Genomic DNA, 24,879 nt, shown 5'->3' on the forward strand with positions numbered 1-24,879 from the left:
TAGCCGATCCGCGCGCGTGACGCCACATGCTTGCGCTGGCGCGTCGGGCATCGCATCTGGCGATGATGGAACTGGTCGAAGGCATCGAATGGCGCGTGTCCGAAGGGCGCGTCCCCTACCCGCAAGCGCTGGCAGAGATGGAGGCGCGAGTCGCCGCGATCCAGTCGGGCGAAGCGCGTGAGCAGATTTGGCTGCTGGAGCATCCACCGGTCTATACCGCCGGCACCAGTGCTGATCCCGCCGAGCTGATCGATCCGCGCTTCCCCGTGTTCGCGACCGGGCGCGGCGGGCGCTACACCTATCATGGACCGGGGCAGCGCATCGGCTATGCGATGCTGGACCTGTCGCAGCGTAACAAGGATGTGCGCTGTTACGTCCACGCGGTCGAAGGCTGGGTGATCGCGGCGTTGGGCGAGCTTGGCATCAACGCGTTTCGGGCGGAGGGGCGAATCGGCATCTGGACCCGCGATGGCGGGACCGAGGCGAAGATCGGCGCGATCGGCGTGCGCGTACGGCGCTGGGTGACGATGCACGGCTTTGCCGTGAATCTCGATCCCGACCTTGCCGATTTCGGCGGGATCGTGCCGTGCGGCCTGCCCGAATTTCCGGTGACGAGTGCGGCGCAGCTGGGAAAATCGATTTCCCCTGAAACTTTCGATGCGGCGCTGGCGTTCGTGTTTCCAGCCTTTCTCAATTCCGTGGGTGGGGCGTGCGCGCGTGCCTGAAAGCGGGGCTTGAGGGTGTGTCGCGAAGCGTTTAATGTCTATCTCGGTCAGGGGAATAAGCGGTTTTCCGCCCCCTCCATCATCAAGGGAGCCCAATCTTATGCGTGCAGTTTTCACCAAGGCCGTCGCCGGTTCGATGATCGCCAGCGCCGCGCTGCTCGTTTCGGCATGCGGTGGCACCACTGAAACCACCGCCGACAACACGACGGTCATGGACGTGAACGCGACCGACCCGGTGCTCGACGGCACCACCTCCGACAACATGACGATGGTCGATGGCGCGACCGGCAATGACACCGGCATGGCTGGCGACACCATGGCCGCCAACGACACCATGGGCAACGGCATGTAATCTGCCGCACGCGGCAATTGCATGGTTGAATGGGGCCGCCCGGGCGACCGGGCGGCCCTTTTTGCGCGGGGCAACGGCCGCACGTCCCGACTGTCCCACGGCGGGGCGCGACCCCTTGCACAAGCGTAACGATTCGATGCCAAAAACCTCTTGGGCGGAGCGGTAAAACTCCGTAACCCAACGCCAGAGCAGGGTTCGAGAGGGTTGGTTGATGTTTGGTTCGCGTCTGATGTTCTCGGCAGGCCTAGGTGCGGCAATGTTGACGGCGACGCCGGCATCCGCGCAATTCTATTTCAAGTCTCCCGATGTCGGCGCGGCGCGGATCATCGGGACGGAACCCGGCATGCTGGCCCAGCCGCTGCCCGGCGCGACGCCGGCGGAGCTGCGTGCGGCAATGGTGTGGAATTTGCGCGCGGCGCTCAACGTTGCGGCGCTTCAGTGCCAGTTCGGGCCGACCTTGCTGACCCTGCCGAACTACAATGCGATCCTGCGCGATCACAAGGTCGAGCTGAACGATTCCTACGCGGTTCTGGCCAAATATTTCATGCGCACCCACAAGGCACCCAAGGCCGGGCAAACCGCACTCGATCAATATGGCACCCGGGTTTATTCAAGCTATTCGGCGGTGCACGCCCAGCTGACCTTTTGCCAGACTGCAGACGGAATTTCGAACGCAGCGATATTCACCCCGCGCGGGAAGTTCGGCGATCTGGCCGCCGAGGGGATTCCGATGATCCGCAGCAGCCTGGCCCGCTGGGGCGAACAGCAATTTTCAATGCGGATGCCGCCCGAGGCGCAGGTCGTGTATCCTGAGTTCTTGAATGAGGATTGCTGGGTCAAGGGCGGCTATGTGCCCACCCGCTGTGCGCCCGACGCGAAGAAGCGTAAGCGGCGCTAAAAGTTCAGCAGAGCTGAAACGGTTGCAGCACCGGCCCGCTCCCCCACCCGGCCACCCATATCATGCTATCGCTGGGTGGCCGGGTGGGGGAGCGGGCCGGTGCCGCGATTCAACGCAGCTGAATCCGACACCAAGCGTTCAGCGCAATCCCAGCGTCTTGTGCGCCTGAAGCGTTAGGCGCCAGCGGGGTCGGGCGAGTGCGAAATCGACCGCCGCCTGCACATTCGCGGCGGCATCGACATCGTCCATGGGCTGGATCAGGAAATGGGCGAAGTCCCATTGCTCGATCTCCGCAACATCGCTGCCCGGCTGCGGCCAGACCAGCTTGAGCTCGTCGCCGCGCCGCTGCACGACGTCGCTCCCCGCCTTGGGGCTAATGCACACCCAGTCGATGTCGGGATGCACCGGCAGCGTCCCATTGCTCTCGATCGCAATCCGAAAGCCGCGCGCGTGCAGCGCGTCGACCAGTGCGTCATCGACCTGGAGCATCGGCTCGCCCCCGGTCAGCACGACGAAGCGGCGCTCCTGCCCCCCGCCCCAAAAGCTCGCAACGGCGTCCGCTAGCGCCTCGGCATCGGCGAACTTGCCGCCGCCCAAGCCATCGGTCCCGACAAACTGGGTGTCGCAGAATTTGCAGATCGCGGTCGCGCGGTCCTGTTCACGGCCCGACCAGAGGTTGCACCCGGCGAAGCGGACGAACACTGCGCGCGCGCCGGCATTGACCCCCTCTCCCTGCAGGGTCAGGAACATTTCCTTGACCGCATAGCTCATGCCGACCGCCTCAGTCCGTGACCGCATAGCGGGTCGGATCGGGGATACCGGCTTCCTCGAACCCCTTGGCACGCAGGCGGCAGCTGTCGCAGCGACCGCAATGCACGCCACCGGGCGCCGGATCATAGCAGGACCAGCTGAGGCCGAGGTCGAGACCCAGTTCGGTGCCCTTGCGCACGATATCCGCCTTGCTCATCGATACCAGCGGCGCGCGGATGCGGAACGGGTGCCCTTCGACCCCCGCCTTGGTGGCCAGCTCGGCGAGCTTTTCAAACCCCTGGATGAACTCCGGGCGGCAATCGGGGTATCCCGAATAATCCAGCGCATTGACCCCAAGATACAGGTCGCGCGCGCCCATCGACTCCGCCCAGCCGAGCGCAAGGCTCAAGAAGATCGTATTGCGCGCCGGGACATAGGTGACCGGAATATCCTCACCGACCCCGTCCTTCGGCACCGCGATGTCCGCCGTCAGCGCCGACCCGCCGAACAATGACAGGTCGAGGGGAAGGACAATATGTCGCTCTGCGCCCAGAACGGCGGCAATCCGGCGCGCGGCTGCCAGCTCGACGTGATGACGCTGATTATAATCGATCGACAGCGCCAGCAGGCGATGCCCGTCGGCCCGTGCGCAGGCGGCGGAAACATAGGAATCGAGTCCGCCCGACACGAGGGCGATGGCATAGCTGGCTTCGGTCATCTGCGTCGCGCTACCGCCTTTGCGGCGGTGCGGCAAGAAAGCGTGGTACCGCGCTCAGCGGCAAGACCCCGTGCGGCGCCCTTCATATTCGAACGAAAAGGGCAGACCCCGGCTGATCCCCTGGCTTTCCACCCGAACCAGCCGCGGCGTTTCCACCACAACGCGGGTCGCGCCATTACCGATGCCGGGGCAGCTATAGGTGACCCGCCCACCCGACGATCCATCCTCGACGACGAACCGCGTGCAGGTCACGCCGCGATGCTGAAGCTGCAGCAGCACCTGTGGATCGGTGATGCAGATCGACCGGCTGGTGCCATCGGCCGCGCGCAGCGTCCATTCACCGCGCTCGATCCCCGCCAGCGCGGTGAGGCCGTTGTCAGGACGACCAGCGGCATTGCCCGCAGCGAGGGGAGCAAGCAGTGCGACCGCGAGGGCGAGGGGGCGAAGAATCTTCATTTCATCGCTCCTATACCACGTTTCACCTTTCATTTCGCTGACAGTTTCGGTCAGGCGAAGCTGTCCAGGGCAATCGGAAACTTCTTGGCGCAAAACGCGCAATCGACCGTGATGAACCCGTTTTCGGCCATGTCGACGCGATCCTCGGCGGAAAATTTGGCCAGCACCGATCCGATATAGTCCGGGTCGCAGCGGCAGCCGCGCACCAGATTTCCGCCCGACTGGACGCGCACCTCATCCTCGTTGAACAGGCGCCACAATAGCGTTTCGAGCGGGGTGGCGGAGTCAGCCAGCTCGATCTCGCTCACCGTGCCGCCCAGCGCCTCGACATGCTCCCATTCGGGATGCACTTCGCGTGCGTGCAGCCGCTCGCCGCCCTCCTCGCCTTCCGGCAGATGCTGGAGGAACAGGCCGCCGCCGATGCAATTGCCCGCCGCGTCGTGACCGACGCCGAGCCGCACCAGGGTCGGGATCTGTTCCGACTGGTCGAAATAATTCTCCGCCGCCTCGGCCAGCGAGCCGCCGTCGAGCGGAACGATGCCCTGATAGCGCTCGCCGGTGGTCGCCTGGTCGAAGGTCATGGCCAGATAACCCTGGTTGAACAGCGCGTAGAGCGACGGATTGCTACCGAGCTCCGCCAGCCGATCGGCGTCGTACTGGACATAGCCGCGCAGCTCGCCGCCCTTGTAGTCGCACACCAGCAGACTGACGATGCCGCCCTGTGCCTGCGCCTGCAGCGTCAGCTGCCCGCCGGCATCCTTGAGCGTCGAGCCGAGCAACGCGGTCAGCGTCAGCGCCTCTGCCAGCAGCCGTTCGATCGGCGCGGGATAGGCGTGCGCGGCGAGGATTTCGCCCAGCACCGGACCCAGCCGCGCGATCCGCCCGCGCGCATGGCGCTGGGGAATCGTGAAGTTGAGCGTGCGGTCGAGGTCGGTCGGGGCGGCGGTCGGGTTCACGTCAATGTCCTTGCTACCCGACCCTGGGCCGGGATGCCGGTGGAGGCATTTATTTCGGGATTCCTCGGCTATGTAGGGTTCAGCAGCCCCCAGACAACTCAGCCGATGTGAGACCGGCGGGCAAATCTGATCCCGAACCAGCCGGCCCAGCCTAGCGCCAGCGTGATCAATCCGCTCCACATCAGGGCCGTGACAATCCAGCTGACCTGTGCGGCGTAGGCGAGCATGCCGATGAAGCTGCCATCGTTATGCACGGCAATCGGTATCCAGGCCTCGCCGGTCCCTAACGCGACTGCGATCCCGGCACCGCCCAGCACGAACCACAGCGCCCCCGTCGCGCAACGGGTGCGGTTAACCCGGCTTAGCGTCGCGACGAACCACGCGTTGGCGATAGCGATCAGCAGCGCAGCAAGGAACATGATCCGGTCGGCATAGCTCGCCTCGCGGGGCAGAAACCAAGCCAAGGCGAGACACGATGCCAGAGCCACGACCGTCAGCGCCATGAACCGGGTCCGGGTCATACCCCTTCCTAGATCTGCCCGAAGCACCAGCGCAGGACCGCCTTTTGTCCGTGCAGGCGGTTCTCCGCTTCCGGCCAGATCAGCGATTGCAGGCCGTCGATCACCTCCGGCGTCACTTCCTCGCCGCGATGCGCGGGGAGGCAGTGGAGGAATTTCGCGTCGGGCTTGGCCTTGGCCATCAATGCGGCGTCGACCTGATAGGGCGTCAGCGCGGCGAGCTTGGCCTCGGCATGCAGCTGACCCATCGAGATCCAGGTGTCGGTGACGATGATGTCTGCCCCCACCACGGCTTCGGCCGGATCGTTGACGCAGGTCGCGCGCCCCTTGCCCAGCGCCATTGCGGCGTCGGGAAGCGAGAAGCTCTGCGGACAGGCAGCGACGACGTCGAACTGCATCAGCCCCGCCGCCTCGACGATCGAGGCGAGGACGTTGTTGCCGTCGCCAAGCCACGCGACCTTGAGGCCGGGCAGCGCCTTGCCGCTCTCGAGGATGGTCTGGAGGTCGGCGACGATCTGGCACGGATGGCTGTCGTCGGTCAGGCCGTTGATCACCGGCACGCTGGCATACTCCGCCATTTCGAGCAGCTTGGCATGATCGTCGGTGCGCACCATGATCGCGTCGCAATAGCCCGACAGCACGCGCGCGGTGTCGGCGACGGTCTCGCCGCGCCCGAGCTGCGTCGTTGCGGCGTCGAGGATCACCGAGCTCCCGCCCAACTGGCGGATCGCCATTTCGAAGCTGACGCGGGTGCGGGTCGAGTTCTTCTCGAACACCATTGCAAGCGTGTGGCCCGCGAGCGGCGCGTCTGGATCGACCGCGCCTTTGGGCAGGCCCGCGCGCGCCGCCTTGCGCTCGATCGCCTCGGCCAGGATTGCCGCGAGGCCATCGGCGCCCGCGTCGCTGAGCGACAGGAAATTGCGGTAGGTCATTTCAGATTCCCCTACTGCCAGGGTTGGTTCCCCCAGCGGGCCGGGGGAGCAATTGGCTACGCCGCCTCCGGCATCGTATAGCTGCGCGCGCCCGCGCTCAGCTTCTCGACCGCCTCGGCGACATGACTTTCATCGATGATCAGCGGCGGCAGGACGCGGAACACATTCTCGCCCGCCGCCACGGTCAGCAGTCCGTGATGGTCGCGCAGGTGCGCCACGAAGTCGCGCGCGACCGCCGGCTCCTTCAGCTTGATGCCGAGCATCAGCCCCTTGCCGCGGATCTCGTCGAACAGATGATCGTGGTTCGGGATCATCTGCTCGAACGCCGCGCGCAGGCGATCACCCATTGCGGTGACGTGATCGAGGAAGCCGGGCTCCAGCATCACGTCGAGCACCGCCATGCCCGCGGCCATCGCCAGCGGATTGCCGCCATAGGTCGAGCCATGGGTGCCAAACACCATGCCCTTCGCCGCTTCCTCAGTGGCGAGGCATGCGCCGAGCGGGAAGCCGTTCCCGATCCCCTTGGCGACGGTCATGATGTCGGGGGTGATGCCGTAATGCTCATACGCCCACATCTTGCCGGTACGGCCATAGCCGCACTGGATTTCGTCGAGGATCAGCAACAGGCCGTGTTCGTCGCACGCCTTGCGCAGGCCCTGGATGAACTCGGTCTTGCCCGCGGTCATGCCGCCTTCGCCCTGCACGGTTTCGACCATGAAGCCGGCGGTCTGATCGTCAATCAGCGCGAGCGCGGCATCGAGATCGTTGAACGGCGCATAGGCAAAGCCCGGCAGCAAAGGCTCAAACCCGTCGCGCATCTTCGCCTGATTGGTTGCGGAGATCGCCCCCATCGTGCGCCCGTGAAAGGCGTTGTGGAAGGTGATGATCTTGGTCCGCTGCGGGTTGCCGCTGACATAGTGATAACGGCGCGCGGTCTTGATCGCGCACTCGATCGCCTCGGCACCCGAATTGGTGAAGAACAACGTGTCGGCAAAGCTCGCCTCGACGATGCGTGCGGCCAGCGCCTCACCCTGCGGCGAGCCGTAGAGGTTGGACACGTGCATCAGCGTCGCGACCTGATCCTGCACCTTCTTGATGAAGTCGGGATGGCTGTGGCCCAGCGCGTTGACCGCGATGCCCGCCGCAAAATCCAGATATCGCTCGCCGCGCTCGCCGATTAGGTAGCAGCCTTCGCCGCGCACCGGACGCACACCGCACCGTGGGTAAACGGGCATGAGCGGGGTGATCGACACGGGCAGCCTCCTTCGCAATAGAAAAGGGCGGCCCAATCGCGAACCGCCCGGGCGCGGACCCTACGATTGCGGCCCGGCCAACGTCAATATCACGCCCGCAGCACCCGTATTTAACGTGGGATGACTTTATCCGTTTGCGCCTCTAGCGTTAGCGCGTTGATGGGGCTGCCGGGGCGTCCCGGTTTAGGAGGGGTTGTGGCACATCCGCCAGCGACGATGCCGCCAGGGGACGGGTCGCTGAGATTTGCGCGCTGGATTGCGATTGCCGCGGCCGCGATGCCGGCGCTGGTGCTGGTTGGATGGGTCGTCGACAGCGCGCTGCTGCGCGGGCTGGGCGACACGCGCAGCGCCATCCATCCCTTGACCGCCGCCACCTTCCTGGCGCTGGCGACCGGTGCACTGCTGTTTATGGCCGGTCGTCCGCGACCCGCGCGGCTCCTGTATCGCGGGGTGATGGCGATCATCGCCCTGCTCCTGCTGCATCACATTGCCGGCATTCTCGCGGGACCGCTCGACAGCCTGATCGGGGGGAACGGGCTGTCATGGCTGCATGGCCGCCGTGCGACCCCGATCGGGCCGCTGTCGGTGCTGCTGCTGCTCAGTCTGGCGCTGTGCGCACAGGCATCGACGGGCCGCTGGCAGGACTGGGCGGCGCCGCTGGCCAGTGCCGCTCTGGCCGCGCTGCTGCTGGTGCTGACCTTTACGGTCAGCGACACGGAAGCGAACACGCGGTTTGTCGGCGTTTCCACGACGGCTGGAATCCCGGTCTTTCTGCTGGCCGTCGCGACGGTGCTCGGCACCGGGCCGGGCGGCAGCACCGATCGCTTCGCCAACTCGCCATGGAAGCTTCTTCAACGCATTCATCCGATCATCATCGTCAGCGCGATCCTGCCGGTGCTGGCGCTGGTGGGATTTCGGAACGTCGTCGCCATGACCGATGCCGAATTTCACTATGCAATGGCGATGTCCAACCTGCTGGCGATGGCGGTGCTGGTGGCGCATGTCATCAACCGCGCCGACCGCCAGAACCGCGCGCTTGCCGCAGGAGAAGCGCGCCTCGGCTCGATCCTCGATACCGCGCCGGACGCGCTGATCGTGACCAGCGACCAAATGGTCATCCGGACCTTCAGCCGTTCCGCGCCCTTGCTCTGGGGTCTCAACCCCGAAGAGCTGCGCGGTCGATCGCTGCCCACATTGTTCGACGGGCCGGTCAGCCTGCCCGATATTTCAAACGGGGGAACGAACGCGACCACGTCGCATTTCACCACCGGCACGCGCGCCGACGGCGTCCGCTTCCCGGCCGAGCTGCGCCTGGGCATTGCGGAGCAGGAAGGCGAGCGCGTGTGCGTCGCCTTTGTCCGCGATCTGACCGAGCGGATGGCGATGGAAGACCAGCTCAATGGCCTGCATTTTCAATTGATGCACTTGTCGCGACAGAATGCGATGGGCGAACTGGCCGGCGATATCGCGCATGAGATCAATCAGCCGCTGACCGCCGCGACCAACTATGCCTCCACCGCTGAACATGTGCTGGCGCACGGCGGTGACACTGGCAAGGTGCGCGATTTTCTGAACGAGATCACGACGCAGCTGCTGCGTGCCGGGGGCATCATCAGCCGGTTGCGCGCGTTCCTCGCCAACCGCGAGATCGAACTGCGCCGCGAATCGCTGGAGGCGGTGGTGCAGGATGCGGTCAATTTGGTGCGGATCGGATCGCGCCGGGTGACCGGTCGGATGATCGTCGACATCGCGCGCGACACCCCCGCAGTCTATGTCGATCGCATCCAGATCCAGCAGGTGCTGGTCAACCTGTTACGCAACTCGTTCGAAGCGTGCGACCAGGCGGAACGCGAGCCGCAGATCAAGATCACGGCACGCCGCGTCGGCGAGCACTTGGTCGAAATCGAAGTTGCCGACAATGGTGCTGGTCTGCCCGAAGACTTCGCCGAGCGGCTGGGCCAACGCTTCTCATCGACCAAGGGGGAAAGCGGCCTGGGGATCGGCCTCAACATCTCGAAGCGGATCGTCGAAGCGCATGGCGGCACGCTGGTCGGCGATAACCGCGAGCCGCAGGGGGCGGTGTTCCGCTTCACCGTGCCGGCACTTAGCGAGATGGCCCAATTGGATGGAACGCTGGTTTAGAGCCTATTCGGGCTCTAGCTTTTGATCTTCCAGCCAGACCGCAGCAGTGCGTAGCAGGCCAGCGCCAACAGGATATCGAGCGCGAGGATCACCGCGCTGCCCACCAGGATCGGCGAATCCGCAACGCCCAGAAAGCCGTAGCGAAAGCCGGAGATGATATAGAAAAACGGATTGGCGTGGCTGATCGCCTGAAACATCGGGGACAGGCGATCGACCGAGTAGAAGGTGCCCGAGAGCAGGGCGAGCGGCGCGACCACGAAATTGGTGACGGCGGCGGCGTGATCGAACTTCTCCGCCCAGATCGAGGTCAGCACCCCCATCAGCGCCAGGAACAGCGAACCGAGGAACCCGAACCACAGGATCGCCCAGAAATGCGCCGGGATCACGCTGACGCCGGGCCACAGCGCCATCGCCAGCCACACCGCCGCGCCGACGCAAAAGGCGCGGGTCACCGCGCCGCCGCACAAGGCCGCGAGCAGCTCTCCCGTCGAAAGCGGCGGCATCAGATAATCGACGATCGTCCCCTGAATCTTGCCGACCAGCAGCGAAAAGCTGGCATTGGCAAAGGCATTCTGAAGCATGCCCATCACGATCAGCCCGGGGGCAAGAAAATTGGCAAAGGGAATTGCGGTGCCACCGAGCGTCACGGTGCGCCCGCCCCCGCCCAAAGCGACGGTAAAAACCACCAGAAATAACAACGTGGTAACCGCCGGTGCCCACACGGTCTGGAGCTGCACCTTGAAGAAACGGCGCACCTCCTTCACATAGAGGGTCCACAGCCCGCCCCAGTTCACGTTACGGATGATCGGAACGCCGGGGCCGGCGATCATGCTTTCGGGCGGCGGGGACTGGTCGGTCATGCAAAGGCCGGTTAATCGCTGCGGCCACACCCGGCAACGGGATTGATTCTTTAGGGACGACAAATGAGCTGGACCGACGAACGGATCGAGACGCTGCGCAAGATGTGGGACAGCGGCCTGACCGCTACCCAGATTGCCGAGGAACTGGGTGGCGTGAGCCGCAACGCCGTGATCGGCAAGGCGCACCGCCTGGGTCTCGCTTCGCGGCCGTCGCCGGTGAAGGCCAATGCGGCCGAGGCGAAGCCCACTCCCGCGCCCGCCGCCCCGCCCGCACCCAAACCCACCCCCGCCGCCCCCGCCCCGCGCGCCGCTGCTCCGGTCGCGGCGCCGGCCCCTGTTCCCGCCCCGGTGATCGAGGATGAGGACGAGGATGAGGTTGAAGCGCCGGCGCCTGCAGTGCGCGAAGGCCCGGTGTTGCGTTCGGTTGGCCCCGGCGGTTTCATCCGCCAGAACCCGGGCGAACAGGCCCCGCCGATCGCCCCTGCCCCGCCCCGTCGCCTCGTCCCGGCCAAGCCGAGCAAGGAGATCGAGGGCAAGACAACGCTGCTGGACCTCAACGATCGCATCTGCAAATGGCCGCTGGGCCATCCGGGCGAGCCCGATTTCCATTTCTGTGGCGAGAAAGTGAACCCGGGCTTCCCCTATTGCGTCGATCATTGCGGCCATGCCTATCAGGCGCAGCTGCCGCGCCGCGATCGCCGCCCGCCGCCGCCGCTGCCCTATGGCGGTCCGCGCGTCCGCTAAACATCCGTAGATAAGGCGAGATCGGGGTAAACGATCGTTTAACCACGACGGATTAGGGCGGGCGTGTCATGCATGCGCCCACCTTGCCCCGCTCGATCGCGCCGATTTTTCAGGCCAGCCTTGTCCTGATCGGGGTCGCCGCCCTCGCGCTATGGCCACCGCGCGAAGGGCCCATGATGCTCGTCGCGCTCGATGGGCGCGATGCCGGCAGGCTGGTCGGCCCGGCGCTTGATGCCGGAGCCGCGCTGGCCGCGCGCGGTCCGCTGTCGAACACCATTGTCGTGACCGGCGCGCGTCATCGCCTGACACCGCTGGCATGGCATGGCGTGATCCTGATCGCCGCGCCGCGCGGCCTGTGCGGCGCAGAGGCGACAGCATGATCCTGAGCGATATCAACCGCCTGCGCGTGCGGGGCGTCCGCGTTCTGGTCGCCGCCAGCTGGGTCAACACTGCAGCCGTCATTCTGATCAGCCTGATCGCCGGCAGCGAACGGCTGCTCCCGATCGCGCTGACCGGCATTCTCGCGAACGTGCTGCCGACGCTGATGGTCCGACAAGGCCGCGCCGATGATCCGGCGCGGCTGGTCGTCGCGTCGCTCGCCGCGGTTCAGCCGGCGCTGATTGTCTATGCGCTGAGCGGTCATGGCTGGCAAATGGACGGCCATATGTATTTCTTCGTCGCGCTCGCCGGACTGACAGTGCTGTGCGACGCGCGCGCGATCCTGTTCGCGTCAGCGTTGATCGCGGTCCATCACCTGGTTCTGCAATATGCGGCGCCGGCCTGGGTGTTCAGTGGTGCGGGCGACTTGGGTCGCGTGCTGTTCCACGCACTTGCGGTCGTGCTGCAGGCGGCGGTGCTGGTGTACCTGACCGTGACGATCCGCACCCTGCTCAACCGCAATGCGGAGGCGCGCGCGCTGAGCGAACAAGCCGCAGCGACTGCAGAGCAGCGGCGGGTCGAGGCCGAGGCGGCGATGCGCGAGGCAGCAGAGGCCGCGGGCCGCGAACGTCACGAGCGTGCCGCGCGCGAGGCGATTGCACACACCGCAGAGGTCCAGCGCCGCGAAGCGGAGGCCGAACGCCGCGCCGACCATCGCCGCCTGGCCGAGCATTTTCAGCAATCGATGAGCGGGATCGTTGCCACGGTCGGGATGGCCGCGAGCGAACTCGACCAACTGGCGGGATCGCTCAACGGCGTCGCGCGGCGCGTCAGCCTGGAGTCTGGGGAGACCGCCGCGAGCGCCAGCCAGACATCGAGCGCGGCAGAAACGCTCGCGGTCCGCCTGCACGATCTGTCAACATCGATCACCGCGATTGCCGCCAGCGCGGATCAACAGGCGCAGCGTAGCGACGATGCCAGCAGCATTTCCGACGGCGGACGCGGCGCGGTGGTCGCGCTGACGCAGCGGTCGCAGACCATCACCGGCTTTGCCGAATCGATCCACGAGATCGCAACGCGCACCAATTTGCTCGCGCTCAATGCCACGATCGAAGCATCGCGCGCAGGCGAGGCCGGGCGCGGCTTTGCCGTCGTCGCGCATGAAGTGAAACAGCTGGCCAGCGAAGCGGCGCGCGCGACCGGCGAAATTCGCAACCTTGCCGATTCGATGCATGGCGGGGCGGAGGTCGCACAGGACGCGCTGTCCGAAATCACCGCGATGGTCGGCGATCTGGCTACCGCAGCCGAGGCGATCCGAGCGGCGGTCGATGCCCAGCGCGAAACGGCCACCGCGATCGACCGGTCGGCGCGCGATGCCGCCACAGGCGCTTCCTTCATGGCCGAGCGGGTGCGCGGGGTGGCGGCGATGGCCAATGAAACGGAAGAGCTATCGGACCGCGTGGCAGCGGCCGCTGGTGCCTTGTCACGGACGGCGCGCGCGCTCGACGATTCAACCCGCGCCTTTCTGGGCAATCTCGACGCCGCGTGACAAAAAGAAGGGGCCGGCGGATCGCTCCGCCAGCCCCAGACTCCCGCTCGGGAAGTCGCTTTAGAAGCGGAATGCCGCGGTCGCGCGCAGCGAATGGAAGTCGAAATCCTCGCTGCGGCGGAAGTCCGCGCCACCCGCGAGCACGAACGGGTTGGTCGCGCCCGCAGTGCCGGTGCCGACCTGAACGCGCGAGTCGCTGTCGTCATAGCGGCTGTAGAGATACTCAAGGCCGATCGAGAAGTTGCGGCCAAGCTTCTGCTCGACGCCGCCGCCAGCCTGCCAGCCCCATGCCATGTCGTCACCGATGACGGCGAAGCTGTTGGCGGTGTTGCTGCTGCTGAAGCTGTTATCGAGCTTCGCATAGGCGCCGCCGCCAGTGGCGTAGAACAGGGTGCTCTCACCCGCGACCATACCGGCGCGCAGGCGCAGCGCCGCGTTCCAGTCGAGCTCGCGCGTCATGGTGTAGAAGGCCGGGGTCGTGCTGTAGGCGGTGACGCTGTCACGTGCCTCGGTCTTACCGAATTCAGCGACCGCACCGAGCACGAACTTGCCCATCTGCTTGTCAAAGCCGATGCGGCCATAATATTCGATATCGTCCTTGTCGTTGAGACAGGAGACATTGGCGCTGGACGTAGCCGCGCCGTTGCAGAAGCCGGGCGAGAAGGCGTCGGCACCGGTCGAGGTCGCGATCGTGTCGCCAAAGGTGCCGTTGCGGCCCGCGTCGAATTCGATCGTTTCACCGACATCGTTGTTCTGGACAGTGTAGCCGAACGAGCCACCGACATAGACGCCGTCGAAAGCGGGCTCGCCGTCCTGGGCCATGGCAGGGGCGGCAACGAGGGTCAGGGCGGCCATACCGGCCCCCATCAGGGTACGCATACGCATATACAGGTTACTCCAACTGAACTTGCCGGGGCTCAACGAGGCACGGCGCCGTTCTTTCCCGACCCGTTCCGAATTTCCGTATTCATGTTGCCCCGCAGCAACACCCGCGCTTGCCGGGACCGTCGCGGAGGATTAGCCAGAACAAATGTCGTCCGATCTTTTTCAATCCGGTTCCGCCACCCCCACCAACAGCTACGACGCCAGGTCGATCGAGGTGCTCGAAGGGCTTGAGCCCGTCCGCCGTCGCCCGGGCATGTATATCGGCGGCACCGACGAGCGCGCGCTCCACCACCTTGCCGCCGAAATCCTCGACAATGCGATGGACGAGGCGGTGGCTGGCCATGCCAACCGGATCGAGGTCACGCTGGAGCCCGGCAACCGGATGACCATCGTCGACAATGGTCGCGGCATTCCGACCGATCCGCATCCCAAATTCCCGGACAAGTCGGCGCTGGAGGTGATCTTCTCGACCCTACACGCGGGTGGCAAATTTTCGGGCAAGGCCTATGCCACCTCAGGCGGCCTGCATGGCGTGGGCAGCAGCGTCGTCAACGCGCTGTCGACCGATATGGTGGTGGAGGTGGCGCGCGACCGCCAGCTCTATCGCCAACGGTTCAATCAGGGCGTGACGATGGGGCCGATCGAGCATGTCGGCGCTGCGCCCAATCGCCGCGGCACCAGCGTGGCCTTTACCCCCGACGCCGAGATTTTCGGGGAGATGCACTTCAAGGCCGCGCGACTCTACAAGCTCGCCCGGTCCAAGGCCTATCTGTTCGCGGGCGTCGAAATCCGCTGGAAATGCGCGCCGGAGCTGATTTCCGACGACACCCCGGCCGAAGCGGTGTTCCAGTTCCCCGGCGGGCTCGCCGACCACCTCAAGGAACAGCTTGGCACGCGCGAGGGCGCGACTGCCGAGTTCTTTGCGGGGCGGCAGGACTTTCCCGGCGAAGCGCAGGGCAGCGTGGAATGGGCGGTCGCCTGGCCGCTTTGGAGTGACGGTTCATACAGCTGGTATTGCAACACCATCCCCACCCCCGATGGCGGCAGCCACGAACAGGGGCTGCGGCAGGCGCTGGTGCGCGGCATCCGTGCGTTCGGCGAGCTGGTCGGGCAGAAAAAGGCCAAGGACATCACGGCCGACGACATCATGGTCGGGTCGGAGCTGATGTTGTCGGTGTTCATCCGCGATCCGCAATTCCAGAGCCAGACCAAGGATCGCCTGACCTCACCCGAGGCGACCGGGATGGTCGAAAAAGCGGTGCGCGACCATTTCGACCACTTCCTCACCGACAAGATGGAGCGCGGCAAGGCGCTGCTCAATTATGTGCTGGAGCGGATGGACGACCGCCTGCGCCGCAAGCAGGAGCGTGAGGTCAAGCGCAAGACCGCGACCTCGGGCCGCAAGCTGCGCCTGCCGGGCAAGCTGACCGACTGTTCCGCCGACGACCCGGCCGGGACCGAGTTGTTCATCGTCGAGGGTGACAGCGCGGGCGGCAGCGCCAAGCAGGCGCGCGACCGCAAGACGCAGGCGATCCTGCCGATCCGCGGCAAGATCCTCAACGTCGCATCGGCGACCAGCGCCAAGATCGGTGCGAACAGCGAAATCGCCGATCTGACGCTCGCGCTCGGCTGCGGCACGCGCAAGGACTGCCAGCCGGACAATCTGCGCTACGAACGCATCGTCATCATGACCGACGCCGATGTCGATGGCGCGCATATCGCGACGCTGCTGATGACCTTTTTCTTCCAGGAGATGCCCGACATCGTCCGGCGCGGGCACCTCTATCTCGCCCAGCCGCCGCTCTATCGCCTGACCGCCGGTGCCAAGAGCCTCTACGCCCGCGACGACGCCCACCGCGCCGAGATCGAGGCGGGACCGTTCAAGGGCCGCAAGGTTGAGGTGTCGCGCTTCAAGGGGCTGGGCGAGATGAATCCCGGCCAGCTGCGCGAAACGACCATGGACCCCAAGACGCGATCGATGCTGCGCATCACGCTGCCGCAGGAATATGAGGAGCGTGCGGGCGTCAAGGATCTGGTCGACCGGTTGATGGGCACCAATCCGGCGCACCGCTTCGCCTTCATCCAGGAAAATGCCGCGCGATTGGACGAGGAAGCGATCGACGCCTGATTTATTTTCGGCGGCGCTGTAAGATCGTCGCGCCGCCGATGACTAAAGGGGGCATGGATGCGATGACCGCCCCGATCGATGCCGATATGGATGCTCCGGCCGCTGTGCAGGAGCGGCTGTATCAGCAGGCGATGGCGGCGCATGCCCCGGCGATTGCCCGGCTGGCGCATGCGGTCGAACGCAACCCCGACCGCGCGCGCGATCTGGAGCAGGATATCCATCTGGCGCTGTGGAGAAGCCTGTCGGGCTTTGCCGGGCGCAGCGCGCTGTCCACCTTCATCTATCGCGTTGCGCACAATGTCGCGGCCAGCCATGCCGCGCGCGGCGCACGGTCGGCCAAGGGGGTGGCACTCGAAGATATTGCCGATCTGCCCGCCACCGACGACCCAGAAGGAGCAGCGGGGACGGCGCAGCTGCTCGCCCGCATCCATACGCTGATCGCCGCACTGCGCCAGCCGGACCGCAGCGTCATGCTGCTCCATCTCGAAGGACTCGAGGCGGCGGCGATCGGTGAGATTACCGGCCTGTCCGCCAACCATGTCGCGGTGAAGCTGCACCGCATCCGCACCATGCTCGCCCGTCATTTTGCATCGGGAGACCCGCGATGAGCGATCCCATCGTCACCCTGTGGACTGCCCAGCACACCGATGCACGCGCGCCCTCGCATGCCGAGCTGACCGAACGTGCGCGCATACTGCGCCGCCGGGTATGGCGGCGCGACGCAACCGAATATGCCGCCGGTGCTCTGGCCGCTGGCGTCTTTGGCTGGATGGGACTGGCCAGCCCCGACTGGGCCGTGCGCATTGCCTGTCTGGTGCAAATCGCCGGGCTGCTGCTGGTCATGCGCAACCTGTGGACGCGTCGCCCGGTCGACGATCCGGCGGCGCTGGACCGGGACGCGCTGAGCCATTTGCGCGCGCTGTTGACGGCGCAGCGCGATGTACTGGCCAGTGTCGGGCGTTGGTATATCGGCCCGATGCTGCCTGGCATGATCCTGTTCCTTGGTGCCGTGACCCGCGTGACCGCAGCCAACACCGGATGGGGGCCCGCGCTGGTCGTCGCGGCGCTGGCGGCGGCGATCGCATCCGGGGTGCTGTATGGCGTGCTCCGGCTCAACCGCCACGCTGCGCGCACGCTCGACGCCCAGATCGCCGCGCTCGACCCCGATTCTTCCGACACCGACCCATCCCAAGCCTGAAAGGACGGCCCATGCGCTCCCTGATATTCGCCACCCTCGCCATATTGACCCAGCCGCTGGCCGCACAGGCACAGTCGGCACCTCCGGCCCCACCCGCCGCAAGCACTGCGGTCCAGGCCGCGCCAGAGCTCACCCGCCGGATCGATGCGCTCCCCGCGCTGATCAACGGCACCGGTGATTTCGAAAGCGCGTTCGATGCCAGCTTCAAGGCCCAGTTCCCCAAAGCACAGTTCGACGCGCTCGGCGCGCAGCTCCGCGCGCAACATGGCAAGGCCGTCGGCATCGAACAGGTCATCCCGCGCACGCCGCATCAGGCCGTGGTGCGGGTTGGTTTCGAGAAGTCGGTGGCAACGATCCAGATCATCGTCGACCCTGCGCCGCCGCACGCCGTCACCGGATTGCTGATCAGTCAGGTCGAACCGCGCGGTGACGGGCTCGCGCAGATCGAGGCGGATTTCCGCGCGCTGCCGGGAACTGCCGCCTACGGCATCTACCGGCTGGGTGACAGCCGGACGCCGGTGGCCGAATATCGTGGCGATGCGGCGATGCCGCTTGGTTCCGCCTTCAAATTGTGGGTGCTGGCCGAGGCCGCACGACAGGTGCAGGCGGGCACGCGCAAGTGGAGCGATGTGGTCACCCTCGACACGCGCTCGCTGCCGTCGGGTATCACCCAGAACTGGCCGACCGGCGCACCGGTGACGCTTCACACCCTGGCGACGTTGATGATCTCGATCAGCGACAATACGGCGACCGATACGCTGCTGCGCGCGCTCGGCAGGGATGCGGTCGATGCGATGGTTGCACGCGCCGGAGCGTCCGATGCCGGGGCCACGCTACCCGTGCTGACCACGATCGAAGCGTTCCAGCTGAAATCGCCGGGCAATGCCGATCTGGCGGCGGCGTGGAAGGCTGCAGGGCCAGACGGGCGCCGCAAGCTGCTGCGCGACAATGCCGCGCGACTGGCGACGACCAAGCCCGACGCGGCGATGTTCGGGGCCAAGCCGCTGGCGCTGGATGTCGAATGGTTTGCGTCGCCGCGCGACCAGGCGGCTTTGCTCGACTGGCTGCGAACCCGGGGCGGGGCCGAGGCGCTGGCGATCATGGCGGTCAATCCGCAGATGCCCGGAGATGCCGGCTTCACCTATGCCGGCTTCAAGGGCGGGTCGGAAACCGGCGTCATCTATGGCAGCTGGCTGGTCCGGACCAAGGCGGGCGATTGGTATGCGATCACCGGGGGATGGACGCGTCCGGACGCTGCGGTCGAAACGCTGACGTTCATGAGCCTGATGCAGCGCCTGACGCGTCAGGTGGCGACGAACTGAGCAGCCCACTCGTCGCGCAACAGGCCGTAGATGGTCGTATCGCGCACGCCGATATGGGTTTGCCATTCGGCGCGCAGATAGCCCTCCAGCTTGAAGCCCAGCCGTTCGAGCAGCCCGCGTGAGGCGGTATTGTCGGGGTCAGTGTCGGCAAACACCTTGCGCTGGCCCTCGGCAAAGATGCGGTCGATCACCGCACTCACCGCCTCACGCGCAAAGCCGCTGCCCCAGTGCGCCCGCGCGAACAGGTAACCGAGTTCGGTGACATTGCCCTGCCGCTTCTCGCCCGCAGCGACCATGCCGATCGCAGTATCGTCGCCGCGCATAGTCACCGCCCAGGCGCGCCAGTCGCTGGCGTGACGCTCGAAATCGGCGCGCGTCTCAGCGACGCTGTTGTGCGGCGGCCCGGACCAGTAGCGCATCAGATCGGGGTCGGCGAAGCTGGGGAACAGCGCTTCGGCATCGTCCACCCGGCGCGGGCGCAGGATCAGGCGCGGCGTTTCCAGAACCACCGTCTCACGCGGTGCGATCACTGCGCGGCAAGCGCCTTGCGCCGCGCGGCGAGCTCCTCGGCGAGTTCCGGACGCGCGCAATATTCGCTTTCGAACGCGGTGAGCGGTGGCGGTGCCGTACGCTTGTAGCGCGCGGCGAATTCCTTGCCGAGGCATCGGAACGAGGCATCGCGGTCGCGCAGCATGTCGATGGGCTGGCGCGAAGCATCGCGGCGCGCGACGGGCCCGGCGAGCTTCGCGAGATATCCGGCCCATCCCGTCCGGTTCTCCGCCGCATCCTTGTCCGCACCGCCCGCATCGGGTGCGATCACGATGCTCGCCCGTAGCGACGCCGCTTCTTCAAACCGGCCGAGTTCGCGCAGCGCATTGGCGGCACGGGCGCGCAGGGCGATCGACTGGAAATCCTTCGCATCGACCGGCAGGGCCATCGCCGACGCGGCGAAGGCAGCTCCGTAGCGACGCGCCCGCTCGCCGACAGGGTCCGCATTTTTGGCCTCCCAAGTGGCCGAGAGCATCAGCCACGCCGCCTGCTGCTTGTCCCCCAGCGCGCCGGCGAGCCAAGCGCCGCGGTAGTAGCTGCTCTCGTTCTTGCGGAGCGCCTGGTAGGCTGCACTCGCGACCAGCGGTCCAAGCTTCTCGACCTGCTCGGGCGTAAACTTTGCAAAGATCACCAGCCCGTTGCCAGGGCATTCGGGAATGAGAATCGGGAAGGCGATCGACCCGATCGGCTGTCCGTCCGGCATCGAACCAAAGGTCGAATAATGCATCAGTTGCGGCGCGTCGAACTGCTCGCCGCCAACCGGGCACGTCGTCGCGCGCGGGCCATAATGCGGCGGAAAGCGGGGCTTGTCCTGCAGCGATGCCAGCAGTGCGAGCGTCGTGATCAGCATCATTCCTCCGCCAGCGCCTCGACCAGCGCCTTCACCTTCTTTTGCCGCCATTGCGGCAGTGGTGCGACCAGCCAGTAGCCGAGGCGCGAGGGGATCGGATCGCCGACCACCGCGACGCGTCCGGCGGCAATGTCGGCGCGCGCGAGCAGTTCGGGCACGGTCGCGCGTCCCAGCCCTTCCGCAGCGGCATCGAGCGCGAGGCCGGCGTCGCCGACTTTGACCAGCGCCGTGCCATCTTCCGCGACGCAGCCGGGCCAGCCGATCGGCGTTTCGCCACGCCCGCCGGGCTTGGCGACGGTGACCATGCCGTCACTCTCCAGCGCCTCGCCCTCATGCTCGCCCGGGCCTTCGCCCCAGCGGATGGCGAGGTCGAGATTGGCCTCGGTAAAGTCGATCGCCTCGTCTGCGGCGATCAGCACGAAGCGCAGTTCGGGATCCTCCCGCGCGATTTCGGCCAGGCGCGGCATCAGCCATTTTTCGGTGAGGTCGCGCGGCGCGGCGATGGTCAGCGACTTGGACGACTGCCCCGCCTGCATCGCGCGGACCGCTTCCTCGAACTGCAGGAAACCGGCGCGCAGAGCGGCAAGGCCAGCCTCTCCCTCGGGCGTCAGCTCCAGCCCCTTGGTCGTGCGGCGGAACAGGACCACGCCCAACGTATCCTCCAGCGCGCGAATCTGCTGCCCGACCGCCGCCGGCGTGACCGCGAGCTCATCCGCCGCGCGCGTGAAGGACAGATGCCGCGCCGCCGCGTCGAGCACCCGCAGGCCGTTGAGGGGAAGATGGGTACGCTTCATCTGTTACTCCGCCACCGCCGGCGCGCGCAGCGCGAAACGGGGGATCGCCACGTCGAATTCATGCCCGTCGGCACCGACCATGACATAGCTGCCCTCCATCCACCCGGTCGGCGTGGTGAGCGGACAGCCCGAAACATAGTCATAGCTCGATCCCGGCGCGATCATCGGCTGTTCGCCGACCACGCCTTCGCCCTCAACACCATGCTGATGCCCGCGACCGTCAGTGATCGTCCAGCGGCGCGCGAGCAGCTGCACCGCCTGGTGCGAGCCGTTTTCGATGCGGATGTGATAGGCCCAGAACCAGCGGCCCCGGCCGGGCTCAGACTGTTCGGGCAGGTAGCTGACCGACACGCGCACCGTGATGTCGCGCGTGACCGCATCCTGGCCGAACAGCGCCTTCACAACCCGACCGCCGTCAGCGCCTGATCGAGGTCGGCGATCAGGTCGTCGGGGTCTTCCAGGCCCACATTCAACCGCAGCATGCCTTCGCGCACACCCATCAGCAGCCGCTGGTCTTCGGCGACGCCGCTGTGCGTAGTGGAGGCGGGGTGTGTCATCAGCGACCGGGAATCGCCGATATTGTTCGAAATGTCGATGAGGCCCAGCGCGTCGAGCAAACCGTGCGCCTGGGTGCGTCCGCCATCGAGTTCGAACGAGAAGATCGGGCCCACCGCCGACATCTGACTCATCGCCAGATTATGCTGCGGATGGCTGGGCAGGCCGGGGTAATTGACCAGCGGCACGCGCCCCTCGAGGAAGCGCGCGACCTTCATCGCATTCTCGCTCTGGCGGCGGATGCGCAGGTCAAGCGTCTCCAGTCCCTTGAGCACCACCCACGCATTGAACGCGCTCAGCGTCGGGCCGGTGTTGCGGTGGAACGGCAGCAGCGTGTTGGTGATGAACGCTTCGCTGCCGCAGATCGCGCCGGCGAGCACACGGCCCTGCCCATCCATCATCTTGGTCGCGCTATAGGCGACGATGTCCGCGCCGAACTCCATCGGCCGCTGCAGCGCCGGCGTCGCGAAGGCGTTGTCCACCACGGTCGTGATCCCGCGTTCGCGCGCGATGTCGCACACGGCCTTCAGGTCGACGATGTCCATCGTCGGATTGGCCGGGGTTTCGAAGAAGAACACCTTGGTATTCGGACGGATTGCATCGACGAATTGCTGCGGGTCGCGGGCATCGACCACCGTCGTCTCGATTCCGAAGCGCGGCATCAGCGTGTCGGTCAGCCAGCGGCACGACCCGAACGCGGCGCGCCCGCCGACCAGATGGTCGCCCGCCGACAGCTGGCAGAGCAACGCCGCCGTCATCGCCGCCATGCCGGATGCGGTCGCACGGCACGCCTCGGCCCCTTCGAGCAAGGCGATGCGGTGTTCGAGCATCTCGACCGTCGGGTTCTGCAACCGCGAATAGGTCATGCCCTGCTGCTCGCCCGCAAAGCGCGCGGCGGCGTCCCCGGCGCAGTCATAGGCATAGCCCGAGGTGAGGAAGAGCGCTTCGCTCGTCTCCCCCCATTCGCTACGTGCAGTCCCGCCGCGCACCGCAAGGGTGGCGGGCTTCCAGTGTTGCGTGATCTCGCGGTCTTGTCCGGTGCGGCGCTTCATGCCTTCCCTCTAGAAGGGGATGGCGCGACGGCGCAAGCGGGACGGGTGACGCACGCATCAAGCTCAGCTATCGAACGCGACGATGCTCGACCGTCTCGAACAGCGCCCCGTCCTGCTCGGCCTGCTCCTCGCGGTCGTTGCGCAGTGCCTCTTCACCGTCGGCGTTGAGCGCCCCAGCATCCTGCTGTTCGATGAGGTGCATTACGTCACCGCCGCGCGCGTGCTGCTCGACTTCTCGCACATCACCAATCCCGAGCATCCGATGCTGGGCAAAGCGCTGATTGCGCTCGGCATTCACCTGATCGGCGACAACGCGCTGGGCTGGCGGATCTTTTCGACGCTGTTCGGCAGCGCGACGATCGCCGGGGTCTATGCCTTTACTCTGTTGCTGACCCGCGCAACCCGCCCTGCCCTGTTCGCCGCGATTTTTGCGATGCTGGGGCAAATGGTGTTCGTGCAAGCGCGAATCGGGATGCTCGACATATTCATGGGCGCGTTTCTGGTGTGGGCCGGAGCCGCCTTCCTCGCGGCGATGCAGGCCGAATCGCGGCACGCATGGGGATATTGGCTGGCGAGCGCCATGCTGTTCGGCGCGGCGGTCGGGGTGAAGTGGGCGGCGATCCCCTATGTCGCGCTGGCCGGGGTCGCCTTCCTGTGGCTGCGATACCGCGACTCCAGGCGGTTCGGCGGGATCCACTGGTTGCCCGCGCTGGCAGCCATGGGCGTGGTCAGCATCGCCACCTATTTCGCGACCTTCGCCCCCGCCTTTTTCTACACCACCAACCCGCTGACGCTGGCGCGGCTGATCCCGTTCCAGTTCGAGATGCTGGCGCTGCAGACCCAGGTGCTCAGCCCGCACAACTACCAGTCGAACTGGTGGAGCTGGCCGCTGATGCTGCGGCCGATCTGGTATTTCTATGAGCCCGATCAGGGGGCGATGCGGGGCGTGCTGCTGATCGGAAATCCGGCGATCATGTGGACTGGTCTTGTCGCGGTCGCCGCCTGCTGGTGGGCCGGCGTGAAGCACCGCGCGGGCGTGCCGCTGGCTGCCGCGATCCTGTGGACTTTCTCGCTCGGCGTGTGGGCGGTGATCCCCAAGTCGCTGGGGTTCTTTTATTATTACTATCTGCCCAGCATCATCCTGTGTGTGGTGTTGGCGGTCGCAATGCACCATTGGCGCGACGTGCTGAAGCGACGCGACGAATGGCTGCTGGTGCCCGCGGTCGGCCTGTTCGCCTATTTCTATCCGATCATCGCGGCGCAGGATCTGACGAGCACGCGCGCCTTTACCCGCTGGATGTGGCTACCCGGCTGGGCTTAGCCTGTGGGCGGCAGAGCCGACCAGCAACTTAACGCCAGCGCGGGCCGGTGATGTCCAGGTCGCGCGCCTTGAGCTGGTCGAGCACGCCGCCCTCTTCCGCCAGCACCCGGATCGGCACCACCGCCAGCGTCACGCCGGGCTGTTTGACCGCCTCGTCGAGCGCAGCCACCCACTGCCCGCGCAGCTCAGCGCCGAGCTGAGTGTCGGTCCAGGGCCAGCAGCGCCCCAGCGCCGTCTCCAACGGGTTGGCCATCAATCCCGGCACATCGAAGCCGGTCCACGCCCTGCCCCGCGCAGTCACGATATCCGGCCCGATTTCCGCCGCAGCCATCGCCGCATCGAGGCAGGAGAGATGCGATTCCGGCGGAGCGGCGAAGAGATTGTCGAGCATATCCTCGCCGCGCACCTCGCCAACCGGGCGCGTTGCGATATCGCCACGCCGCGCCGCCTTGCGCACGACATCGGTCGCATCGTCCCCGGTATCCTTGCTGAACGCCAGCCGCCGCGAGAGCAGGTCGAACGACGTGATCAGGAAGTTTCGGCGGCTATAATCCTGACCATAACGCGCTTCGAGCGCGCGCAGCCGCGCCAGTCGCGTTGCATCGAGATAGTCCGCAGCGACACGGTCATTGGGCAATTTGGTGAGCTTCCCGCCCGCGAAGATCAGGCGCAGGATATCGCCCGGAGACACCTTTGCCTTGGTGCCGAGGATAATCCGCTGCGCACCACCGGCGGCGCGTTCGAGCCGGTCGGGGTACCAGGGCGTCGCCTTGGGCACGTTCCGGATTTCGCCGACGAGCAGCACGACTCCCGCCTCGGTCCTGACCGTCCACATCGGCGCGCCGGACGTGCGGGCGGTCACTACCACTTCTTCGACGGAGTCAGGCGCAGCCTCCTGCGCGGTGGCGGGGAGCGGGGCGCTCGCAAGCGCCAGCGCAAGCGGGAGGAACAGAGGGCGTAACCAGATCATCGCCGCACCGTTACCGCCAATCGC

At 66.3% G+C, this 24,879-nt stretch carries 27 protein-coding genes; 12 read left to right on the forward strand and 15 right to left on the reverse strand.

The window, feature by feature from the left end; genetic code table 11:
* Positions 1 to 65 precede the first annotated feature (65 nt).
* From lipB to ACRYLO_RS10015, 3 genes are all read left to right on the forward strand, one after another.
* Positions 66 to 725 carry a lipoyl(octanoyl) transferase LipB gene (gene lipB / locus ACRYLO_RS10005; RefSeq protein WP_482660013.1) on the forward strand — a complete coding sequence of 220 codons (660 nt, stop codon included), beginning with the start codon at positions 66 to 68 and terminating at the stop codon, positions 723 to 725.
* 100 nt (positions 726 to 825) lie between these two features.
* On the forward strand, positions 826 to 1,077 hold the full coding sequence (locus tag ACRYLO_RS10010; protein WP_294017974.1) for a hypothetical protein: 252 nt from the start codon (positions 826 to 828) through the stop codon (positions 1,075 to 1,077).
* A 256-nt stretch (positions 1,078 to 1,333) separates the two neighbouring features.
* Complete coding sequence (locus ACRYLO_RS10015) at positions 1,334 to 1,975, forward strand: hypothetical protein (protein ID WP_482660014.1); 642 nt, start codon at positions 1,334 to 1,336, stop codon at positions 1,973 to 1,975.
* A 138-nt stretch (positions 1,976 to 2,113) separates the two neighbouring features.
* Here the strand turns inward: ACRYLO_RS10015 and queE are convergent, their stop codons facing one another.
* The 7 genes from queE to ACRYLO_RS10050 all read right to left on the reverse strand — a co-directional run bounded on the left by queE (position 2,114) and on the right by ACRYLO_RS10050 (position 7,558).
* Positions 2,114 to 2,746: a 7-carboxy-7-deazaguanine synthase gene (gene queE / locus ACRYLO_RS10020; RefSeq protein ID WP_482660015.1), complete on the reverse strand. Its 633-nt coding sequence runs from the start codon at positions 2,744 to 2,746 to the stop codon at positions 2,114 to 2,116.
* A 10-nt stretch (positions 2,747 to 2,756) separates the two neighbouring features.
* Positions 2,757 to 3,443, reverse strand: a complete 687-nt coding sequence (gene queC, locus ACRYLO_RS10025; RefSeq protein ID WP_482660016.1) for a 7-cyano-7-deazaguanine synthase QueC — start codon at positions 3,441 to 3,443, stop codon at positions 2,757 to 2,759.
* A gap of 54 nt (positions 3,444 to 3,497) precedes the next feature.
* Positions 3,498 to 3,899 carry a hypothetical protein gene (locus ACRYLO_RS10030; RefSeq protein WP_482660017.1) on the reverse strand — a complete coding sequence of 134 codons (402 nt, stop codon included), beginning with the start codon at positions 3,897 to 3,899 and terminating at the stop codon, positions 3,498 to 3,500.
* 50 nt (positions 3,900 to 3,949) lie between these two features.
* Positions 3,950 to 4,855: an Hsp33 family molecular chaperone HslO gene (locus tag ACRYLO_RS10035; RefSeq protein WP_482660018.1), complete on the reverse strand. Its 906-nt coding sequence runs from the start codon at positions 4,853 to 4,855 to the stop codon at positions 3,950 to 3,952.
* 98 nt (positions 4,856 to 4,953) lie between these two features.
* The gene (locus ACRYLO_RS10040; protein ID WP_482660019.1) at positions 4,954 to 5,376 is read right to left on the reverse strand and encodes a hypothetical protein; all 423 of its coding nucleotides are present in this window, start codon (positions 5,374 to 5,376) and stop codon (positions 4,954 to 4,956) included.
* Positions 5,377 to 5,384: 8 nt separating this feature from the next.
* On the reverse strand, positions 5,385 to 6,305 hold the full coding sequence (argF, locus tag ACRYLO_RS10045; RefSeq protein ID WP_482660020.1) for an ornithine carbamoyltransferase: 921 nt from the start codon (positions 6,303 to 6,305) through the stop codon (positions 5,385 to 5,387).
* Positions 6,306 to 6,361: 56 nt separating this feature from the next.
* Positions 6,362 to 7,558, reverse strand: a complete 1,197-nt coding sequence (locus ACRYLO_RS10050) for an acetylornithine transaminase (protein WP_482660021.1) — start codon at positions 7,556 to 7,558, stop codon at positions 6,362 to 6,364.
* 195 nt (positions 7,559 to 7,753) lie between these two features.
* Between ACRYLO_RS10050 and ACRYLO_RS10055 the strand changes: the two genes are divergently transcribed.
* Entirely contained in the window at positions 7,754 to 9,700 is a 1,947-nt protein-coding gene (locus ACRYLO_RS10055; protein WP_482660022.1) for a sensor histidine kinase, read from the forward strand.
* Between the two features lie 14 nt (positions 9,701 to 9,714).
* On the opposite strand, the gene ACRYLO_RS10060 is transcribed toward ACRYLO_RS10055, so the two are convergent.
* The gene (locus ACRYLO_RS10060; RefSeq protein WP_482660023.1) at positions 9,715 to 10,560 is read right to left on the reverse strand and encodes an ABC transporter permease; all 846 of its coding nucleotides are present in this window, start codon (positions 10,558 to 10,560) and stop codon (positions 9,715 to 9,717) included.
* A 63-nt stretch (positions 10,561 to 10,623) separates the two neighbouring features.
* On the opposite strand from ACRYLO_RS10060, the gene ACRYLO_RS10065 reads away from it, so the two are divergent.
* The 3 genes from ACRYLO_RS10065 to ACRYLO_RS10075 all read left to right on the forward strand — a co-directional run bounded on the left by ACRYLO_RS10065 (position 10,624) and on the right by ACRYLO_RS10075 (position 13,231).
* Positions 10,624 to 11,304 (forward strand): GcrA family cell cycle regulator, encoded by a 681-nt coding sequence (locus ACRYLO_RS10065; RefSeq protein ID WP_482660024.1) that lies wholly within the window; start codon positions 10,624 to 10,626, stop codon positions 11,302 to 11,304.
* Positions 11,305 to 11,372: 68 nt separating this feature from the next.
* Positions 11,373 to 11,684: a hypothetical protein gene (locus ACRYLO_RS10070; RefSeq protein WP_482660025.1), complete on the forward strand. Its 312-nt coding sequence runs from the start codon at positions 11,373 to 11,375 to the stop codon at positions 11,682 to 11,684.
* Positions 11,681 to 13,231 (forward strand): methyl-accepting chemotaxis protein, encoded by a 1,551-nt coding sequence (locus ACRYLO_RS10075; protein WP_482660026.1) that lies wholly within the window; start codon positions 11,681 to 11,683, stop codon positions 13,229 to 13,231. Before ACRYLO_RS10070 ends, ACRYLO_RS10075 begins: the two co-directional genes overlap by 4 nt.
* Before the next feature lie 60 nt (positions 13,232 to 13,291).
* Here the strand turns inward: ACRYLO_RS10075 and ACRYLO_RS10080 are convergent, their stop codons facing one another.
* Entirely contained in the window at positions 13,292 to 14,116 is an 825-nt protein-coding gene (locus tag ACRYLO_RS10080; protein ID WP_482660027.1) for an outer membrane protein, read from the reverse strand.
* 145 nt (positions 14,117 to 14,261) lie between these two features.
* Here ACRYLO_RS10080 and parE point away from each other — a divergent pair, with 145 nt between their 5' ends.
* The 4 genes from parE to ACRYLO_RS10100 all read left to right on the forward strand — a co-directional run bounded on the left by parE (position 14,262) and on the right by ACRYLO_RS10100 (position 18,764).
* A complete protein-coding gene (gene parE, locus ACRYLO_RS10085) occupies positions 14,262 to 16,244 on the forward strand; it encodes a DNA topoisomerase IV subunit B (protein ID WP_482660028.1) in 1,983 nt (660 codons plus the stop codon).
* A gap of 62 nt (positions 16,245 to 16,306) precedes the next feature.
* The gene (locus ACRYLO_RS10090; RefSeq protein ID WP_482660029.1) at positions 16,307 to 16,852 is read left to right on the forward strand and encodes an RNA polymerase sigma factor; all 546 of its coding nucleotides are present in this window, start codon (positions 16,307 to 16,309) and stop codon (positions 16,850 to 16,852) included.
* On the forward strand, positions 16,849 to 17,442 hold the full coding sequence (locus tag ACRYLO_RS10095; RefSeq protein ID WP_482660030.1) for a hypothetical protein: 594 nt from the start codon (positions 16,849 to 16,851) through the stop codon (positions 17,440 to 17,442). Before ACRYLO_RS10090 ends, ACRYLO_RS10095 begins: the two co-directional genes overlap by 4 nt.
* 11 nt (positions 17,443 to 17,453) lie before the next feature.
* Complete coding sequence (locus ACRYLO_RS10100; RefSeq protein ID WP_482660031.1) at positions 17,454 to 18,764, forward strand: serine hydrolase; 1,311 nt, start codon at positions 17,454 to 17,456, stop codon at positions 18,762 to 18,764.
* Here ACRYLO_RS10100 and ACRYLO_RS10105 read toward each other — a convergent pair.
* The 5 genes from ACRYLO_RS10105 to ACRYLO_RS10125 are packed head-to-tail and all read right to left on the reverse strand — an operon-like array spanning position 18,746 to position 22,564.
* Entirely contained in the window at positions 18,746 to 19,294 is a 549-nt protein-coding gene (locus ACRYLO_RS10105; protein WP_482660032.1) for a GNAT family N-acetyltransferase, read from the reverse strand. The two genes, ACRYLO_RS10100 and ACRYLO_RS10105, sit on opposite strands and share 19 nt — an antisense overlap.
* Positions 19,291 to 20,163: a hypothetical protein gene (locus tag ACRYLO_RS10110; protein ID WP_482660033.1), complete on the reverse strand. Its 873-nt coding sequence runs from the start codon at positions 20,161 to 20,163 to the stop codon at positions 19,291 to 19,293. The genes ACRYLO_RS10105 and ACRYLO_RS10110 overlap by 4 nt, the downstream gene beginning before the upstream one ends.
* Positions 20,163 to 20,957: a LysR family transcriptional regulator gene (locus ACRYLO_RS10115; protein ID WP_482660034.1), complete on the reverse strand. Its 795-nt coding sequence runs from the start codon at positions 20,955 to 20,957 to the stop codon at positions 20,163 to 20,165. The genes ACRYLO_RS10110 and ACRYLO_RS10115 overlap by 1 nt, the downstream gene beginning before the upstream one ends.
* A gap of 3 nt (positions 20,958 to 20,960) precedes the next feature.
* Entirely contained in the window at positions 20,961 to 21,359 is a 399-nt protein-coding gene (apaG, locus tag ACRYLO_RS10120; protein ID WP_482660035.1) for a Co2+/Mg2+ efflux protein ApaG, read from the reverse strand.
* A complete protein-coding gene (locus ACRYLO_RS10125) occupies positions 21,356 to 22,564 on the reverse strand; it encodes a trans-sulfuration enzyme family protein (protein WP_482660036.1) in 1,209 nt (402 codons plus the stop codon). The genes apaG and ACRYLO_RS10125 overlap by 4 nt, the downstream gene beginning before the upstream one ends.
* Positions 22,565 to 22,646: 82 nt before the next feature.
* Here ACRYLO_RS10125 and ACRYLO_RS10130 point away from each other — a divergent pair, with 82 nt between their 5' ends.
* Positions 22,647 to 23,885, forward strand: a complete 1,239-nt coding sequence (locus ACRYLO_RS10130; protein WP_482660037.1) for a phospholipid carrier-dependent glycosyltransferase — start codon at positions 22,647 to 22,649, stop codon at positions 23,883 to 23,885.
* Between the two features lie 28 nt (positions 23,886 to 23,913).
* On the opposite strand, the gene ACRYLO_RS10135 is transcribed toward ACRYLO_RS10130, so the two are convergent.
* A complete protein-coding gene (locus ACRYLO_RS10135; protein WP_482660038.1) occupies positions 23,914 to 24,855 on the reverse strand; it encodes a TraB/GumN family protein in 942 nt (313 codons plus the stop codon).
* Between the last annotated feature and the right edge of the window lie 24 nt (positions 24,856 to 24,879).

Source organism: Sphingomonas sp. SDUR79 (assembly GCF_056821745.1).

Bases quoted from the DNA above. Each gene is read 5' to 3' on its own strand.
- parE (WP_482660028.1), top strand. From the start codon at position 14,262: ATGTCGTCCGATCTTTTTCAATCCGGTTCCGCCACCCCCACCAACAGC.
- ACRYLO_RS10090 (WP_482660029.1), top strand. From the start codon at position 16,307: ATGACCGCCCCGATCGATGCCGATATGGATGCTCCGGCCGCTGTGCAG.
- queC (WP_482660016.1), bottom strand. From the start codon at position 3,443: ATGACCGAAGCCAGCTATGCCATCGCCCTCGTGTCGGGCGGACTCGAT.
- ACRYLO_RS10070 (WP_482660025.1), top strand. From the start codon at position 11,373: ATGCATGCGCCCACCTTGCCCCGCTCGATCGCGCCGATTTTTCAGGCC.
- ACRYLO_RS10075 (WP_482660026.1), top strand. From the start codon at position 11,681: ATGATCCTGAGCGATATCAACCGCCTGCGCGTGCGGGGCGTCCGCGTT.
- ACRYLO_RS10125 (WP_482660036.1), bottom strand. From the start codon at position 22,564: ATGAAGCGCCGCACCGGACAAGACCGCGAGATCACGCAACACTGGAAG.
- ACRYLO_RS10065 (WP_482660024.1), top strand. From the start codon at position 10,624: ATGAGCTGGACCGACGAACGGATCGAGACGCTGCGCAAGATGTGGGAC.
- ACRYLO_RS10130 (WP_482660037.1), top strand. From the start codon at position 22,647: ATGCTCGACCGTCTCGAACAGCGCCCCGTCCTGCTCGGCCTGCTCCTC.
- ACRYLO_RS10095 (WP_482660030.1), top strand. From the start codon at position 16,849: ATGAGCGATCCCATCGTCACCCTGTGGACTGCCCAGCACACCGATGCA.
- lipB (WP_482660013.1), top strand. From the start codon at position 66: ATGGAACTGGTCGAAGGCATCGAATGGCGCGTGTCCGAAGGGCGCGTC.
- ACRYLO_RS10015 (WP_482660014.1), top strand. From the start codon at position 1,334: ATGTTGACGGCGACGCCGGCATCCGCGCAATTCTATTTCAAGTCTCCC.
- argF (WP_482660020.1), bottom strand. From the start codon at position 6,305: ATGACCTACCGCAATTTCCTGTCGCTCAGCGACGCGGGCGCCGATGGC.
- ACRYLO_RS10100 (WP_482660031.1), top strand. From the start codon at position 17,454: ATGCGCTCCCTGATATTCGCCACCCTCGCCATATTGACCCAGCCGCTG.
- queE (WP_482660015.1), bottom strand. From the start codon at position 2,746: ATGAGCTATGCGGTCAAGGAAATGTTCCTGACCCTGCAGGGAGAGGGG.
- ACRYLO_RS10030 (WP_482660017.1), bottom strand. From the start codon at position 3,899: ATGAAGATTCTTCGCCCCCTCGCCCTCGCGGTCGCACTGCTTGCTCCC.
- ACRYLO_RS10040 (WP_482660019.1), bottom strand. From the start codon at position 5,376: ATGACCCGGACCCGGTTCATGGCGCTGACGGTCGTGGCTCTGGCATCG.
- ACRYLO_RS10110 (WP_482660033.1), bottom strand. From the start codon at position 20,163: ATGCTGATCACGACGCTCGCACTGCTGGCATCGCTGCAGGACAAGCCC.
- ACRYLO_RS10135 (WP_482660038.1), bottom strand. From the start codon at position 24,855: ATGATCTGGTTACGCCCTCTGTTCCTCCCGCTTGCGCTGGCGCTTGCG.
- ACRYLO_RS10010 (WP_294017974.1), top strand. From the start codon at position 826: ATGCGTGCAGTTTTCACCAAGGCCGTCGCCGGTTCGATGATCGCCAGC.
- ACRYLO_RS10080 (WP_482660027.1), bottom strand. From the start codon at position 14,116: ATGCGTATGCGTACCCTGATGGGGGCCGGTATGGCCGCCCTGACCCTC.
- ACRYLO_RS10115 (WP_482660034.1), bottom strand. From the start codon at position 20,957: ATGAAGCGTACCCATCTTCCCCTCAACGGCCTGCGGGTGCTCGACGCG.
- ACRYLO_RS10060 (WP_482660023.1), bottom strand. From the start codon at position 10,560: ATGACCGACCAGTCCCCGCCGCCCGAAAGCATGATCGCCGGCCCCGGC.